The sequence below is a fragment of the Steroidobacter gossypii genome (assembly GCF_016801985.1).
Lineage (GTDB): Bacteria > Pseudomonadota > Gammaproteobacteria > Steroidobacterales > Steroidobacteraceae > Steroidobacter > Steroidobacter gossypii.
In genome coordinates this window covers 181,636-196,552 of sequence record NZ_JAEVLS010000008.1, presented here as the reverse complement: position 1 = coordinate 196,552, position 14,917 = coordinate 181,636, and the positions used below count along the sequence as shown (strand labels likewise).

Below are 14,917 nucleotides of genomic sequence, written 5' to 3'. Positions count from 1 at the left end.
CACGACTTCGCACTCTGCCGATGAGGGCGGCGGCCGCCGCTATACCCTGCTCGATCGCCTGCTGGTCCCGGCCGATCAGACCCTCCGCACCCTGTTCGCGAGCCATGTCGCGGCCCGGCCGAATCCGGCCGAAAGCCTGCCCGAAACACCCCAGATCGCCGACAACCCGGCCGCCCGCAGGCATGCCGCCGGGCTGATGCGGGTCAATCACTCCGGCGAAGTGGCCGCTCAAGCGCTCTACCAGGGGCAGGCCTTCGTTTCGCAGACTGCTGCAACCAGGGCTTCACTGATGGAAGCGGCGCGCGAAGAGACCGACCATCTGGCCTGGTGTGCCGAACGCATTCGAGAGTTGGGCGGCCGCACCAGCGTGCTCAATCCGCTGTGGTATGCGGGCTCGTTCAGCATCGGCGCCCTCGCCGGGCTGGCGGGCGATCGCATCAGTCTTGGCTTCGTGGCCGAGACCGAGCGCCAGGTGGTCGAGCATCTGGACGGACACCTGCAGCGGCTGCCGGCCGACGATGTGCGCACTCGAGCCATCATCCAGCAGATGAGCGCCGACGAAGAGCGTCATGGTCGCAATGCCATTCAGGCAGGCGGCCGTGAGTTACCGAAGCCGGTGCGAGCATTGATGAAGCTGACCGCCAAAGTGATGACGCGCACTGCGTATTGGCTGTGAGTAGTGTCCCCGAGTCCTGAACGACTGTGGGGTACACCGTCAAATAGTCGACGTAAAGATTTGCCGTGCAAGGAAAAGCTTGCGGTATTGGGTCATACTGTATTAAAAGGCGCGGCAAGACATATTGTCGTCAAGTCATCCACCTAGAGTCATTTAGTTACAAGCACAAGGCGCATAGGGGCGGGGTATGGAAGAGGGCGCAAGGCCATTGAGCGACATTCCGGCGATCAACCGGTTTTTGAGTTACTGCCGGATTCGCACGGTGCCGTCCAAGACCGTCGTCATCCACGCCGGCGATCTGCCCGATGTGCTCTATTACATCGTCAGCGGCTCGGTGGAAGTGATGATCGAAGACGAGGAAGGCAACGAGATGGTGCTCGCCTACCTCAACAAAGGTCAGTTCTTCGGCGAAATGGGCCTGTTCTACGAACAGCCCACGCGCAGCGCCTGGGTGCGCACGCGCCAGCAGTGCGAACTCGCTGAAATGACCTATCCCCGCTTCCGCCAGCTCGCGGCCGAAAGCCCGGGCCTGGTGTTCGAGCTGGCCACTCAGCTGGCCACGCGTCTGGATCGCACCAATCGCAAGCTCGGCGATCTCGCGTTCGTCGATGTCACGGGCCGTGTGGCGCACGCCATCATGGATCTGTGCAGCGAGCCGGATGCGATGACCCATCCCGAAGGCATGCAGATCAAGGTCAGCCGTCAGGAGCTGTCGCGCCTGGTGGGTTGCTCGCGAGAAATGGCGGGCCGCGTGCTGAAGGTGCTGGAAGATCAAGGCCTGCTGCGCGCCACCGGCAAGACCATCGTGGTGTTCGGCGCTCGTCCCAAGATGAAGACCAAGCCCCCGCTGGCAGCGGCCGCGGGTCGTGCTGGCGCCGCTACGGCCGCCACGTCGCCAGCCAATCGTCGCGATGACGACGATGATGATGACGACGATTTCGACGACGAAGACGAAGAATAGAGGTGACTACTGACTGGTGACTACTGACTGGTCAGAGCAAGAATCCGGAGGGCCGCGCAGCGGCCCTTTCTGTTTCTGACCAGTCATCAGTCAGTAGTCATTGGTCACTTCGTTGCGGCGGCGATCGCCGCCTTCATGTCGGCGATGGTCTTGCGATAGTCCTTCGAGCCGAAAATGGCCGAGCCCGCGACAAACGTATCGGCGCCGGCCGCGGCGATCTCGCCGATGTTGTCGACCTTCACTCCGCCGTCGATCTGCAGGCGAATATCACGTCCGCTGGCCGCGATCATTTCGCGAGTCTTTTTCAACTTGGACAGCGCCGAGGGAATGAACTTCTGGCCGCCGAATCCCGGGTTCACCGACATGAGCAACACCATGTCGACCTTGTCGAGCACGTAATCGAGCACGTTCAGCGGCGTCGCCGGATTGAGCACGATGCCCGGATGGCAGCCGTGTTCGCGAATCAAACCGATGGTGCGATCGACATGCTCGGTGGCTTCCGGATGGAAGCTGATCCAGCTCGCGCCCGCCGCGGCGAAATCCGGAACGATGCGATCCACCGGCTTCACCATCAAATGCACGTCGATGGGCGCGGTGATGCCGTGCTTGCGCAGCGCCTCGCACACCAACGGCCCAATGGTGAGATTGGGCACGTAATGGTTGTCCATCACGTCGAAATGGATGGTGTCGGCGCCGGCGTCGAGTACGGCCTTCACTTCTTCGCCCAGGCGCGCGAAGTCGGCGGAAAGAATCGATGGAGCGATCCACGGTGGATTCTGGGGTTGCATGGGCGGAAACCTCGCTAACTATCGCATCGCGCGCGCTTCACGCAGCACTTCATAGGCCGCGCGCACTTGCCGGGTTTTTTCCTCGGCGACTTTCATCATCGACTCGGGCAGGCCGCGCGCGACCAGCTTGTCGGGGTGATTCTGATTCATCAGGCGACGATACGCCTTGGTGACTTCCGCGTCGGAGGCGCTGCTCGTGATGCCGAGCACTTCATAAGCCTGAGCCACTTTATCGACTCTGCGAGACTGTTGCTCGGGCGGTTGACGAGACGACTGCTGCATCCGCAGAAGCGCCTCCATCTGCACCAGCTCGTACGGCGAGAGCCCCAAGGAATTCGCCACGCGCGCCATCACCTGGCGCGCGTCCGACGTGAAGCTGCCGCTCCACAACGCCGTCTGCAGCTGGATCTGTACGAACATGCGCAGCAACTCGGGGCGCTCGCTCAAGAGTCGGCGCAGCCGACGCAGCGTTCCTTCCAGAGGAAACTCGCGCTCCTTGCCTTGAGTGAACAGATCGATAGCGAACTGCACTTCGCGTTCGCCGAGTTGAAACTCGGTCATGATGGCGCGCGCGGCGCGGATATCATTTTCGGAGACGCGCCCGTCGGCCTTGGCGATGTGGCCCATCACTTGGAACGTGGCGCGGAAAAACGCTTCCTGCACGCCTATCGATGTCGTGGGGCCAGCGTCCGCATCGTCGGCATCGTTGGCGTCGTTGCCACCGCCGAGGCGCCCCACCAGACCGCTTTCGGCCTGCACATCGAACAGGTGTCCGATGAAGGTGCCGAACAATGCGCCGAACGGACCCGCGGTCACCCCGCCGATCAGCGCTCCCAGTGCTTTACCCTGCCAATACATCGACGCTTGAAGCCCTCGTCACCCGCTGCGACAATTCGCACCTAAACTATCAGTTTATGTTTTCGCACTGGCAGTTTAGCCGTCCGACAATGGTAGCAGGCCCGCCCGCCGTCACCATTTGTCGGGCCGCGTTAACAGAATTTCCGCACATCCATACCATCGAGTAAGCCCATTGTGACTCAGCCCTCCCCGCCCCTGCTCGAGTCGCGCCTCAGCGGTCTGACGCGCATCCACCAGGGCAAGGTTCGCGACGTCTACGCTATCGACGAGCGCTCGATGCTGATCGTCACCACCGACCGGCTGAGCGCCTTCGACGTGGTGCTGCCCAACCCGATCCCGGGCAAGGGCGCGGTGCTGACCCGCATTTCACGGTTCTGGTTCGATCGCACCAAGCACATTGTGCCCAATCACATCCTCGACATTCCGCTGCAGAGCGTGGTCAAAGACCCCGCCGAGCGTGCGGCCATCGCCGATCGCAGCATGATCGTGCAGCGGCTCAAGGCGCTGCCCATCGAAGCGGTGGTGCGCGGCTATCTGATCGGCTCGGGTTGGAAGGATTACCAGCAGACCGGCAAGGTGTGCGGCATCGAGCTGCCGCCCGGGCTGCGCCAGGCGGATCGCCTGAGCGAACCGCTGTACACGCCCGCCACCAAGGCGGAGCTCGGCGAACACGACGAGAACATCGACTTCGAGCGCACCGTCGCACTGATCGGTCGCGGCCTGGCGGAGCAAGTGCGTGCGACTGCGCTCGCGCTGTATCAATTCGCCGCGGAATACGCGCGCACGCGCGGCATCATCATCGCCGACACCAAGTTCGAGTTCGGCGTCGACGACGCCGGGCATCTGACCTTGATCGACGAAGCATTGACGCCCGATTCTTCGCGCTTCTGGCCGACCGACACCTACCGTCCCGGCAGCAGCCCGCCGAGCTTCGACAAGCAGTTCGTGCGCGACTATCTCGAAACGTTGACGTGGGACAAGCGCGCGCCCGGCCCGAACCTGCCGGACGAGGTCGTGCAGAAGACTGCGGAAAAATACGCCGAGGCGGAGCGCCGTCTCACCACTTGAACCCGCTGCAACCCGGCCAACGCATAAGTCGCATGCCAAGAACGATCGCATTGATCTATCTGGCGGCCGGGGTGCTCTGGATCTTCCTCACCGACCGCTGGCTGGAATGGCTGGACCTGGAGCCGCGCACTTTGCAGCTCCTGCAGACCAGCAAGGGCTGGCTGGCGATTCTCGGCTCGGCCATCCTGCTCTACATCCTGCTACGGCGACATAAGCGCCGCGACGATGCGGCCGTATCCGCACTGCTAGATTCTCAGCGGGAAGTGCAGCAGATGAACGCGGAATTGGAAAAGCGCGTCGCCGAGCGCACGCGCCAGCTGCAAGCCGCCAATCGCGAGCTCGAATCGTTTGCTTACGCGGTCTCTCACGATCTGCGCGCGCCGCTGCGCAGCCTGTCCGGGTTCAGCCAGATCCTGCAGGAAACAGCGACCGACCGACTCGACGAGAAACAACTGCACTACCTGCGGCGCATTCATGACGCGAGTCAGCGAATGTCCGGGCTGATCGAGGCGCTGCTCAGCTTGTCACGCATCACCACGGCGGACATGGTGGTTCGGCCTGTGAATCTCACGCAGCTCTGCCTGGATGCCGGCGCGGCTCTGCGAGAGAAATTCCCGGGCCACGCAGTCGAATTCGATGTCGCACCGAACCTGCATGTCGAAGGCGATGCGCGCCTGTTGCGCATGGCGATGGATTGTTTGCTCGGCAACGCCTGGAAATACACCATCCGCGCCGCGAAGCCCGCCGTGTCCGTCGGCGTGCAAACTGGTGTCACCGGCGGTCCCATCTACTTCGTGCGTGATAACGGCGTCGGCTTCGACATGGCGTATGCGAACAAGCTGTTCGTGCCGTTTCAGCGACTGCATCCGGAGGCGGAGTTTCAGGGCAGCGGCATCGGACTGGTCACCGCGCAGCGAATCCTTGCGCGTCACAATGGGCGTGTCTGGGCCGAGGCGCAGGTCGATGCCGGCGCCACGTTTTATTTCACGGTCGGCGCGCCGCTGGGGTCTGCTGCCACGCCTTGAAGATCTGGTGAATTTCGCTCACGCCGTCGGTGAGCGCCGCCGGCCCCGGCTGCAAGATGATGGACGATTTGATCTCGTGCAGTTGGCCAGTCGCGACCGCGGGCACTTCGCTCCAACCGGCGCGCGCCGCAACTGACGCGGGCCGAAACTTCTTGCCGCACCACGAACCCAGAATGATATCGGGCGCACGACGCACCACCTCGAGGGGATCGGCGACGATGCGATTCTTGGCCAGCGATTGACGCGAGTGGTCATCGAAACAATCGTCCCCGCCGGCGACCGCGATCAGCTCCGAAACCCAGCGGATGCCCGAGATCATCGGTTCGTCCCATTCCTCGAAGTACACTCGCGGCCGCGCTTCGAATTGCGCCGCTGACGCCCGAATCGTTTCGATGTTCTCGGCCAGCCTGGCGCACAACTGCGCCGCCTTGGCCTCACAGCCGATCATGCCGCCCAGCATACTGATCATGCCGAAGATGCCGGGGATGTCACGGTGATTGAAGATGTGCACGTTCAGGCCGTGCCGCACCAGATCCGAGGCGATGTCGGCCTGCAGGTCCGAAAAACCCAGCACCAGATCCGGCTCCAGCTCGCGAATCCGATCGACTTTGGCGCTGGTGAACGCCGAGACCTTGGGCTTTTCACGCCGGGCGCGCGCCGGCCGCACCGTGAAGCCCGAAATGCCGACGATGCGCCAGTCTTCTTCCAGCAGATACAGGGTCTCGGTGGTCTCCTCGGTGAGGCAGACGATGCGGGAGGGGAAGTTGCCCGAGGTGTAATTCATGACTGAACAATTGCAATCAGCTGAAACTTGCCGCCACAGCGGACGCATGTCACGCTGCTCGAGATGATCGCACCGCTGTTATCACGCCTTGAATGCTGGCTGTTCGAGCCGCCGGAATCCATCATCGGCCGGCCGCTGTGGAAGCTCACACGCATCCTGCGCTATCCGTACGCATTGATCCGCGATATCACTCGTGGCGAGCTCACCCTGCGGGCCATGAGCCTGGTGTACACGACGCTGCTGTCGATCGTGCCCATCATCGCCCTGTCCTTCTCGGTGCTCAAAGGCCTGGGCTACCACCGCGAGCTCGAGCCGGTACTGTACAGCTTCCTGGAGCCGCTCGGCGACCGCGCCTATGAAGTCACCTCGCAGGTGATGGGCTTCGTCGACAACGTCCGCGGCGGCGTGCTGGGCTCCATCGGCTTGATGTTCCTGCTGTACACCTTGATCTCGACGGTGCAGAAGGTCGAGGAAAGCTTCAACTTCGTGTGGCGCGTGGAACAGCCGCGCAGCTTTGGCCGTCGCTTCAGCGAATATTTGAGCGTCATGGTGGTGGGTCCCACCGTCATCGTGGCGGCGCTGGGATTGATCGCGACGCTCGCCAGCACCAGCTTCGTACAGACGCTTTCGGAGTATCGCCCGTTCGATACCGTGCTGCTGGTGCTGGGCAAGATCACTCCCTACCTGCTGGTGTCGGGCGTATTCACATTCATGTATGGCTTCGTGCCGAACACCTCGGTGCGATTGCGAGCCGCGCTGATCGGCGGCGTCTCGGCCGGCGCGGCCTGGGCGTTCAGCGGCATGGTGATGGCGCGCTTCGTTTCCGGTGCGACCACGACCGCGGTCATCTATGCCGGATTCGCCATCGTGATCGTGGCGTTGATCTGGCTGTATGTCTCCTGGCTGATTCTGTTACTCGGCGCACAGCTCGCCTTTTATGTACAGAACCCGCAGTACCTGCGTCCGGGTCGCGGCCTGATCAGCTTGAATTCCAGCATGCGCGAGCGCGTCGCGCTGTCCATCATGTATCTCATCGTGAACGACTACCGCTCGGCGCAACATCGCTGGACAGTGAATCGACTTGCCGAACATCTGGATCTGCCCGGCGCCGCGCTCACTCCCATCATGGACGCGCTGGAGAAACGCAAGCTGCTGTTACTGGCGGAAGACGACACCTGGGTGCCGGCGCGCGATCCTCACGCGATCGAACTGATCGACGTGCTGGATGCCGTGCGCCACGATACGGCGGGACCGCGCCTCGGCAAGGTTAGAGATATCGCACCTGCGGTCGAAGCCGCTCGCACGGCTGAACATGCGTTGCAGAACAGCCTGAAGGGCAAGACGATGGCCGAGCTCGTCGAAGAGGCGCAACACAGCCACGTCGTGCCCACGCCGCGAGCGATCGAAAGCAATACGGCGTCGAGAGGGTGACGCCGCTCGGTGGCATCACTCGCCAGCGATCGTCATCCTCTCCAGCAACACCGAGCCAGTGCGGATACCGCCGCGCTTGTCGACGTCGCTGCCGACGGCGACGATCTCGCGATACATGTCCTTCAAGTTGCCGGCGATGGTGATCTCGTTCACCGGATATTGAATCTCGCCATTCTCGACCCAGAATCCCGCCGCGCCGCGCGAGTAATCGCCAGTCACGCCGTTGATGCCTTGCCCCATCAATTCGGTCACCATCAGGCCGCGATGCATCTTCTTCAGCAGCGCGTTGAAGTCATCCGGACCGGACGACACGATGAGGTTGTGCACGCCACCGGCGTTGCCAGTGGTGTGCAAACCGAGCTTGCGCGCCGAGTAAGTGCTGAGCACATAACCCGTGAGCACGCCGTCCTTGATCAACTCGCGATCGCGTGTGACCACACCTTCACTATCGAACGGCGAGCTGGCGAGCGCCTTGGGAATATGCGGCCGCTCCGAAATCTGCAGCCAGGTTGGAAAGATCTGCTGGCCGGCAGCGTCGAGCAGGAACGAAGCACGACGATACTGACTGCCGCCACGGATCGCGCCGAGGAAATGCCCCATCAAACCGCGCGCCAGTTCAGGAACGAACAGCACGGGGGCGGTCACGGTCGGCAGCTTCTTGGCGTTCAAACGACGCAAAGCGCGCGCTGCGGCTTGTTTACCGATGGCTTCGCCATCTTCCATCTCGCGCCAGTCGCGCACCGAGCTGTACCAATAGTCACGCTGCATCTCGCCGTTTTCCTGAGCGACGACGACGCAACTCAAACTATGAATGGTGCTGGGAAAGCCGCCGAGAAACCCGAGCGAGTTGCCGAACACGCGCAAGCCGCGGTGACTCGACAGCGTGGCGCCTTCGGAGTTGCCAATGCGCTTGTCGGCCTGGAGCGCCGCCGCTTCGCAAGCCACGGCCAGGTCGCGCGCCGCGTCCGGCTCAATGTCCCAGGGATGTGACAAATCCAGATCGGGAAATTCCTTGGCCAGATCTTCCGGATCGGGCAGCCCGGCGCACTCATCCTCGGCCGTGAAGCCTGCGATGCTGAACGCCTTGGCGACAGTCTCACGAATGGCCTGCGGCCGCAGATCGGCCGTGCTCGCGGTGCCTTTGCGCTTGCCGCGATACACGGTGATGCCCATGCCACGATCGCGCTGATATTCGAGCGTCTCGACTTCGCCCAGCCGCGCGGTCACCGACAGCCCGGTATCGACGCTGATGCCGACTTCGGATTCGGTGGCGCCCAGACGCCGCCCCTCCTCGATGGCAAGGGCAACCAGGTCCTGCAGGTCCTGTTGCGAGTGGCTGAGCTGGTTGGAGGTGGTATTGGGAACTTGGGCCATCGCTGGATTGTACAGTAGCGCCCTTGCGTGCCGGCGGCCATGCACGCATCCTTGCGCCCCCGTACCAGTCCTGTCCTGACATGACCGACGACGCCGACGACCACGGCTCCTTCGACGAGCGCCCCAGCAAGAGCGAGCGCAAGCGTCGCAGCGACGACCTGCAGGCGCTGGGCGAGGCGCTGATCGAGCTGTCGGACAGCGAATTGGACGCTCTGCCGCTCCCCGAACAGCTGCGCGACGCCGTGCTGCTGGCGCGCAAGATTACAGCGCACGGCGGCCTGTACCGGCAGAAGCAGTACATCGGCAAGTTGATGCGCAAGATCGACGCCGAGCCGATCCGGGCTGCATTGGAAGCCAGGCGCGACCGCGAGCGCGTCGAAGCCATCCGCTTTCACCGTGTGGAGCAATGGCGCGACCGGCTGCTGCGCGAAGGTCCGGAGGGCGTCGCCGCGTTCAGAACGGAATTCCCGCAGATCGACAGCACCGCCGTGGGCAAGCTGACCGAGCGGGCTCGCAAGGAGCAGCAGACCTCGAAGGAAAAAGTCACACCCGCCGGGCGCGAGCTGTTTCGCCTGTTGCGCGACGCCCTGTCACGCGCCCCCTGATACAATCGCCCCTTATGAAACCGTTAGTTGGCATCATCATGGGCTCGAAGTCCGATTGGGAGACTTTGCAGCCCGCCGCGGACACCCTGCAGCGGCTCGGCATCGCGTTCGAGACGCGCGTGGTTTCCGCCCATCGCACACCGGATCTGCTGTTCGAATACGCCGAAAAGGCGCGAGAGCGCGGCCTCGAAGTGATCATCGCCGGCGCCGGTGGCGCAGCTCACCTGCCAGGCATGACGGCCGCCAAAACCAGCCTGCCGGTGCTCGGCGTGCCGGTGCAGTCGAAAATGCTCAGCGGCATCGACTCGCTGCTGTCCATCGTGCAGATGCCGGCGGGCATCCCGGTCGGCACCCTGGCCATCGGGCAGGCCGGCGCGACCAACGCCGCACTGTTCGCCGCTTCGATTCTGGCCAACAAATACGAGCCGGTGCGCGCCGCGCTCGACAAGTTCCGGGCCGACCAGACCGCCACCGTGCTCGCCAATCCCGACCCGTCCGTCGCTCCCATTCCTCGTCCATGAAAATCGGCATCATCGGTGCGGGCCAGCTGGGACGCATGCTGGCCCTGGCGGGTTATCCGCTGGGTTTGCGTTTCGTGTTCCTGGATCAGAGCAGCGAGGCGCCCGGCGGCCAGGTGGGCCGGATCGTGCCTGGCGCATTCGACGATCCCGCCAAGCTGCAGGAACTGGCGAACCAGGTGGATGTCGTCACCTTCGACGTCGAGAATGTGCCGGTGGCCGCGGTCGAGTCGATCGCGAGCCAGAAACCTTTCCTGCCGCCGGTCAAGGCGCTCGGCGCCTCGCAGGATCGGCTGCATGAAAAAACATTGTTTCAGCAGCTGAAGATTCCGACGCCGCCGTTCGCCGCGGTCGACTCGCTCGAGGACCTGCAGGCGGCGGTGGAAAAAATCGGTTTGCCGGGCGTGCTCAAGACGCGCCGCCTCGGTTACGACGGTCGCGGCCAGTTCTATCTGCGCAAGCCCGCCGACCTCGAAGCGGCCTGGGATGCACTCGGCTCCGTGCCGCTGATCTACGAAGGTTTCGTGGATTTCTCGCGCGAGGTCTCCATCATCGGCGTGCGCAGCACGACGGGAGAAACATTGTTTTATCCGTTGTCGGCGAACACGCATTCGCAGGGCATTCTGCGTTATTCCACCGCGCCGTACCGGAATGCGCCACTGCAGAAGCAGGCGGAAACATACATGCGCCGCCTGTTGAAACATCTGGACTACGCCGGCGTGCTCACCATCGAATTCTTCGTCAAGGGCGGCAAGCTGATCGCCAACGAGATGGCGCCGCGGGTTCACAACTCGGGGCACTGGACCATCGAGGGCGCGCACACCAGCCAGTTCGAAAATCACGTGCGCGCCATTCTGGGCCTGCCGCTCGGCAGCACCCAAGCCCATGGCCACTCGGCCATGATGAACTTCATCGGCACCATCCCGGAGCTCGGGAACATTCTGCGGGTGTCGGGCGTACACTTTCATAGCTACGGTAAAGAACCGCGGCCCAACCGCAAGCTCGGACATTGCACCATCAACGCTCCATCACCGGCCGCCAGAGATCGGGCATTGCAGCAGTTGCTCCGGCTGAAGATGTAACTCGGCGGGATCCGGCCAGCTGGGCGCCGTATTCTGGTTAATCGACCATGGTTTTTTGTGTCCGGGTACGGTTCTTCGTAAACTTGCCCGGCCCTCCCCTGTAGCCACCCGGGCCCGCCGCCACAGGAACAGATCCCTCAAGCATGTATCTCGAACTGTTCAAGCTGCATGAGCTGCCGTTCCGGCTGACCCCGGACCCGCAGTTCCTGTACCTGTCCAAGCACCATGCGCGCGCCAAGGCGTACATGGAATCCACCATCTGGTTCACCGACGGCTTCGTGGTGATCACCGGAGAAATCGGCTCGGGCAAAACCACCCTGATCGAAACCTTCCTGAAGGAACTCGAGAAGGACGTGGTGGTGGCGCAGATCAACCAGACCCAGGTCACCGCCATCGAATTCCTGCAGAGCGTGCTGGTGCAGTTCGGTTTTTCGCCGTTCAAGATGAAAAAGGCCGAGCTGCTGGCGACGCTGAACGAGTTTCTGGTGGAGCAATACGCCAACGGCCGGCGCGTGTTGCTGATCGTCGATGAAGCCCAGAATCTGTCAAACAAAGTGCTGGAAGAGATCCGTCTGCTGTCGGGCGTGGAGACCACGAAAGAGAAGGTCTTGCGCATCATCCTGGCCGGCCAGCCGGAGCTGAACGACAAGCTCAATGCGCCGGGGCTGGTGCAGCTGGCGCAGCGTATCCGCCTGCGCTTCCATCTCACCGCGTTGTCCAAGACGGACATGTCTGCATATATCCAGCACCGTCTGGAAGTGGCGGGCTCGCAGGGTCGGCAGATTTTCGATCCCGAAACATTTCCGCTGATCTATCGCTACACCGGCGGCGTGCCGCGCCTGGTGAACACGCTTGCCGACACCGCCATGATGGCGTCGTTCGCGCAGGATCGTCCCACCGTGACGGTGGACGATGTGAAAGCGGCGATCGAAGAGTTGCAGTGGGTGGAATATGCCGAGCGCTCGGTGAAACTGCAGGCGTTGCATGGCGCGCCGGGCAGCATGAACGGCGGCATGCACAGCGGCAACGGCGCCGAACCGGCCAACGAACGCCGCATCGTGCTCGGTCGCATCCTGGTCGGCTTCAACGGCCAGACCATCGCCGAGCGCGAGCTCACGCCGGGCCGTTTCATCATCGGCCGCACGCCGGACAACGATCTGCAGATCGACAGCAAATACATCAGCCGTCATCACGCGCAGATCATCACTTCGATTCATACATCGGTGCTGGAAGACTTGAACAGCACCAATGGGATCTACGTGCGCTCCAAGCGCGTCCGCCGCCGCATGTTGAACGACGGCGACGTGGTGCAGATCGGCCAGCACGAGATCATGTATTTCGACGAGCGCACCAATCGCAGCCGCACCGCGTTCCACGAGGTGGACGATGAAGTGCAGCTCATGCACGACGGCCCCGACCGCGGCCACGCCGCCACGCTCGCCCAGGACGACGGCGCCCCGCTCGAAGAGCGGGACGAGCACGAAGAAGATCACGAGGAAGACCGTCAGGCCAACGAGCTCGGCTCGGGCCGCTGAGTCCCCACCCCTCCCCAACGAGGAGGGGCTCAGAATTCAACAAGTACCTTTTGCCCTCCGAGCGAAGCGCCGCCGCTTTATGAATTCATGCGGCTGCGGGTTCCTGCTCGAAAAAATATCTTTCTAGTTGTTCGAAAGTTTTTCTAGCCCCTCCCCATCGGGGAGGGGTTGAGGTTAAAAGTTTTTATAGCCCCTCCCCATCGGGAGGGGTTGACGTTAAAAAGTTTTATAGCCCCTCCCCATCGGGGAGGGGTTGGGGTTAAGAAGTTTCATAGCCCCTCCCCAGCGAGGAGGGGTTGGGGTTAAAAAGTTTTTATTGCCCCTCCCCAGCGGGGAGGGCTTTGGGTGGGATCCGACTGGCCAACGAGAGAATCGAAACTCAGACCTTGTCGTCGAGCGAGCGACTGTCGTACTCCGCCTGCTTGGTCCGGTAGTCCTTCCGGCGCAGCCACAACACCAGCCCTCCAATGAGGCTCAGTGCGCCCACCGTGAAAAACACACTGGGCCAGGTCTCGGCGTCGACCAGCCAGGCGGCGGCCAGCAGCGTGACTCCCACCAGCATGTACAGGTAGGGCAGCAGCTCGTAGATCGGACGGGAAATCCACATAGGAAAAAATCGGCAGCCGCGACCGCGCAATCGTAGCAGCGCGGCGCGGCTTGCGGATACCGGGATCGCCGCCAGGACGGCGGCAATCGATCGGGTCAGGCGGCGGTGCCGCCCACCGTGAGGCCATCGATGCGCAGGGTCGGCTGGCCGACGCCCACCGGCACATCCTGCCCTTCCTTGCCGCACGTCCCCACGCCTTCATCCAGCTTCAGATCGTTGCCGACCATGGACACGCGCCGCATGACTTCCGGGCCATTGCCGATCAGCGTGGCGCCGCGCACCGGCGCGCCCAACTTGCCGTTTTCGATCAGATAAGCCTCGCTGGCCGAGAACACGAACTTGCCGGAAGTGATATCCACCTGACCGCCACCGAAGTTGCGGCAGTACAGACCCTTCTGCACCGACCCGATGATTTCCTGCGGATCGTGTTTCCCCGCGAGCATGTATGTATTGGTCATGCGTGGCATGGTCATGTGCGCGAACGATTCGCGCCGGCCGTTGCCCGTCGGCGCAACGCCCATGAGTCGAGCGTTCAGCTTGTCTTGCATATATCCGCGCAGGATGCCGTTCTCGATCAGCGTCGTGCATTGAGTGGGCACGCCTTCATCGTCGATGTTCAGCGAGCCGCGACGTGAGCCGAGCGTGCCGTCGTCGACGATGGTGCAAAGCTCGGACGCCACCTGTTCGCCGATACGCCCGGAGAACGCCGAAGTGCCCTTGCGATTGAAGTCGCCCTCCAATCCGTGCCCCACGGCTTCATGCAACAGCACGCCGGGCCAGCCCGGCCCTAGCACGACCGTCATCGTGCCGGCCGGCGCCGCGACGGCTTCGAGATTGACCAGCGCGCCGCGCACCGCTTCGTGCACCAGCTCTTTCCAACGATCGTTCTCGAGAAACTTCGCGAAGCCATAGCGGCCGCCGGTGCCGGCATAACCCTGCTCGCGCCGGCCATCTTTCTCGACGATCACAGAAACATTCATTCGCACCAGCGGCCGAACGTCCGCGGCGACAGTGCCGTCGCTCGCCATCACGAGCACGACTTCGTGCGAGCCCGACAGACTCGCCATCACTTGCGTCACGCACGAATTCAGGCGGCGCGCTTCGCGATCGATGCGCTCGAGCAGTTGCACCTTGTCCGTGTCCTTCAGACCTTCCAGCGGATCCATCGGCAGATACAACTGATGACCCGCGGTCGAGCGCCACGCCTGCATGCTCTTGTTGGAACCGCTGCGGGCAATCGCGCGAGCGGCCAGAGAAGCTTCGGTCAGCGCCGGCAGCACGATCTCGTCCGAATAAGCGAAGCCGGTCTTCTCGCCCGCCAACGCACGCACCCCCACGCCCTGTTCGATGCTGTGCGAGCCGTCTTTGACGATGCCATCCTCCAGCGACCACGACTCCTCGCGGCTCAGCTGAAAATACAAATCGGCGTAGTCGACGCTGTAGCCCATGACGCTGCCGAGCACGCTGGCGATGCGATCCTCGTCCAGCCCGGAGGGCGCGAGAATGGCCTGACGCGCGACTTCCAGCGGCTGCGATGCGTTGAACGCCTTGGGCAACTCGAGGTGCAAGCGATTGTGGACGACGGAAACGGGCGTGGTGCTCATG

At 62.8% G+C, this 14,917-nt stretch carries 14 protein-coding genes and 1 pseudogene; 9 read left to right on the top strand and 6 right to left on the bottom strand.

Annotated features, from left to right (window positions below):
* Positions 1–46: 46 nt before the first annotated feature.
* A complete protein-coding gene (gene coq7 / locus JM946_RS27100) occupies positions 47–676 on the top strand; it encodes a 2-polyprenyl-3-methyl-6-methoxy-1,4-benzoquinone monooxygenase (protein WP_407700607.1) in 630 nt (209 codons plus the stop codon).
* 187 nt (positions 677–863) lie between these two features.
* Positions 864–1,499 (top strand): annotated as a pseudogene (gene crp, locus JM946_RS27095) (cAMP-activated global transcriptional regulator CRP); the annotation flags it as partial.
* A gap of 242 nt (positions 1,500–1,741) precedes the next feature.
* Here crp and rpe read toward each other — a convergent pair.
* The gene (gene rpe, locus JM946_RS27090; RefSeq protein ID WP_203170573.1) at positions 1,742–2,425 is read right to left on the bottom strand and encodes a ribulose-phosphate 3-epimerase; all 684 of its coding nucleotides are present in this window, start codon (positions 2,423–2,425) and stop codon (positions 1,742–1,744) included.
* Between the two features lie 18 nt (positions 2,426–2,443).
* On the bottom strand, positions 2,444–3,283 hold the full coding sequence (gene djlA, locus JM946_RS27085) for a co-chaperone DjlA (RefSeq protein WP_203170572.1): 840 nt from the start codon (positions 3,281–3,283) through the stop codon (positions 2,444–2,446).
* 174 nt (positions 3,284–3,457) lie between these two features.
* Here djlA and JM946_RS27080 point away from each other — a divergent pair, with 174 nt between their 5' ends.
* Together JM946_RS27080 and JM946_RS27075 are read left to right on the top strand one after the other, a co-directional pair.
* Positions 3,458–4,351, top strand: a complete 894-nt coding sequence (locus tag JM946_RS27080; protein ID WP_322110988.1) for a phosphoribosylaminoimidazolesuccinocarboxamide synthase — start codon at positions 3,458–3,460, stop codon at positions 4,349–4,351.
* A gap of 32 nt (positions 4,352–4,383) precedes the next feature.
* Positions 4,384–5,376, top strand: coding sequence for a sensor histidine kinase (locus JM946_RS27075; RefSeq protein WP_203170571.1), 993 nt, complete (start codon positions 4,384–4,386; stop codon positions 5,374–5,376).
* Here the strand turns inward: JM946_RS27075 and JM946_RS27070 are convergent.
* Positions 5,336–6,160 carry a cobalamin-binding protein gene (locus JM946_RS27070; protein ID WP_203170570.1) on the bottom strand — a complete coding sequence of 275 codons (825 nt, stop codon included), beginning with the start codon at positions 6,158–6,160 and terminating at the stop codon, positions 5,336–5,338. The genes JM946_RS27075 and JM946_RS27070 overlap by 41 nt on opposite strands.
* 27 nt (positions 6,161–6,187) lie before the next feature.
* Here JM946_RS27070 and JM946_RS27065 point away from each other — a divergent pair, with 27 nt between their 5' ends.
* Positions 6,188–7,591: a YihY/virulence factor BrkB family protein gene (locus JM946_RS27065; RefSeq protein ID WP_203170569.1), complete on the top strand. Its 1,404-nt coding sequence runs from the start codon at positions 6,188–6,190 to the stop codon at positions 7,589–7,591.
* Between the two features lie 15 nt (positions 7,592–7,606).
* Here JM946_RS27065 and pmbA read toward each other — a convergent pair whose 3' ends face one another.
* Entirely contained in the window at positions 7,607–8,965 is a 1,359-nt protein-coding gene (gene pmbA / locus JM946_RS27060; protein ID WP_203170568.1) for a metalloprotease PmbA, read from the bottom strand.
* A gap of 80 nt (positions 8,966–9,045) precedes the next feature.
* Between pmbA and yjgA the strand changes: the two genes are divergently transcribed.
* The 4 genes from yjgA to JM946_RS27040 all read left to right on the top strand — a co-directional run bounded on the left by yjgA (position 9,046) and on the right by JM946_RS27040 (position 12,705).
* A complete protein-coding gene (gene yjgA, locus JM946_RS27055; RefSeq protein WP_203170567.1) occupies positions 9,046–9,570 on the top strand; it encodes a ribosome biogenesis factor YjgA in 525 nt (174 codons plus the stop codon).
* A 14-nt stretch (positions 9,571–9,584) separates the two neighbouring features.
* Positions 9,585–10,091 (top strand): 5-(carboxyamino)imidazole ribonucleotide mutase, encoded by a 507-nt coding sequence (purE, locus tag JM946_RS27050; RefSeq protein ID WP_203170566.1) that lies wholly within the window; start codon positions 9,585–9,587, stop codon positions 10,089–10,091.
* On the top strand, positions 10,088–11,170 hold the full coding sequence (locus JM946_RS27045) for a 5-(carboxyamino)imidazole ribonucleotide synthase (RefSeq protein WP_203170565.1): 1,083 nt from the start codon (positions 10,088–10,090) through the stop codon (positions 11,168–11,170). The genes purE and JM946_RS27045 overlap by 4 nt, the downstream gene beginning before the upstream one ends.
* 143 nt (positions 11,171–11,313) lie before the next feature.
* Positions 11,314–12,705 carry an AAA family ATPase gene (locus tag JM946_RS27040; RefSeq protein WP_203170564.1) on the top strand — a complete coding sequence of 464 codons (1,392 nt, stop codon included), beginning with the start codon at positions 11,314–11,316 and terminating at the stop codon, positions 12,703–12,705.
* 379 nt (positions 12,706–13,084) lie between these two features.
* On the opposite strand, the gene JM946_RS27035 is transcribed toward JM946_RS27040, so the two are convergent.
* Both JM946_RS27035 and tldD read right to left on the bottom strand, forming a co-directional pair.
* Positions 13,085–13,312, bottom strand: a complete 228-nt coding sequence (locus JM946_RS27035) for a hypothetical protein (protein WP_203170563.1) — start codon at positions 13,310–13,312, stop codon at positions 13,085–13,087.
* Between the two features lie 95 nt (positions 13,313–13,407).
* Positions 13,408–14,916: a metalloprotease TldD gene (gene tldD, locus JM946_RS27030; protein WP_203170562.1), complete on the bottom strand. Its 1,509-nt coding sequence runs from the start codon at positions 14,914–14,916 to the stop codon at positions 13,408–13,410.
* Between the last annotated feature and the right edge of the window lies 1 nt (position 14,917).

What these genes read in the sequence shown, in the direction of transcription:
- rpe (WP_203170573.1), bottom strand. Translation starts at nt 2,425, where the DNA reads ATGCAACCCCAGAATCCACCGTGGATCGCTCCATCGATTCTTTCCGCC.
- djlA (WP_203170572.1), bottom strand. Translation starts at nt 3,283, where the DNA reads ATGTATTGGCAGGGTAAAGCACTGGGAGCGCTGATCGGCGGGGTGACC.
- JM946_RS27075 (WP_203170571.1), top strand. Translation starts at nt 4,384, where the DNA reads ATGCCAAGAACGATCGCATTGATCTATCTGGCGGCCGGGGTGCTCTGG.
- JM946_RS27070 (WP_203170570.1), bottom strand. Translation starts at nt 6,160, where the DNA reads ATGAATTACACCTCGGGCAACTTCCCCTCCCGCATCGTCTGCCTCACC.
- pmbA (WP_203170568.1), bottom strand. Translation starts at nt 8,965, where the DNA reads ATGGCCCAAGTTCCCAATACCACCTCCAACCAGCTCAGCCACTCGCAA.
- yjgA (WP_203170567.1), top strand. Translation starts at nt 9,046, where the DNA reads ATGACCGACGACGCCGACGACCACGGCTCCTTCGACGAGCGCCCCAGC.
- purE (WP_203170566.1), top strand. Translation starts at nt 9,585, where the DNA reads ATGAAACCGTTAGTTGGCATCATCATGGGCTCGAAGTCCGATTGGGAG.
- JM946_RS27045 (WP_203170565.1), top strand. Translation starts at nt 10,088, where the DNA reads ATGAAAATCGGCATCATCGGTGCGGGCCAGCTGGGACGCATGCTGGCC.
- JM946_RS27040 (WP_203170564.1), top strand. Translation starts at nt 11,314, where the DNA reads ATGTATCTCGAACTGTTCAAGCTGCATGAGCTGCCGTTCCGGCTGACC.
- JM946_RS27035 (WP_203170563.1), bottom strand. Translation starts at nt 13,312, where the DNA reads ATGTGGATTTCCCGTCCGATCTACGAGCTGCTGCCCTACCTGTACATG.
- tldD (WP_203170562.1), bottom strand. Translation starts at nt 14,916, where the DNA reads ATGAGCACCACGCCCGTTTCCGTCGTCCACAATCGCTTGCACCTCGAG.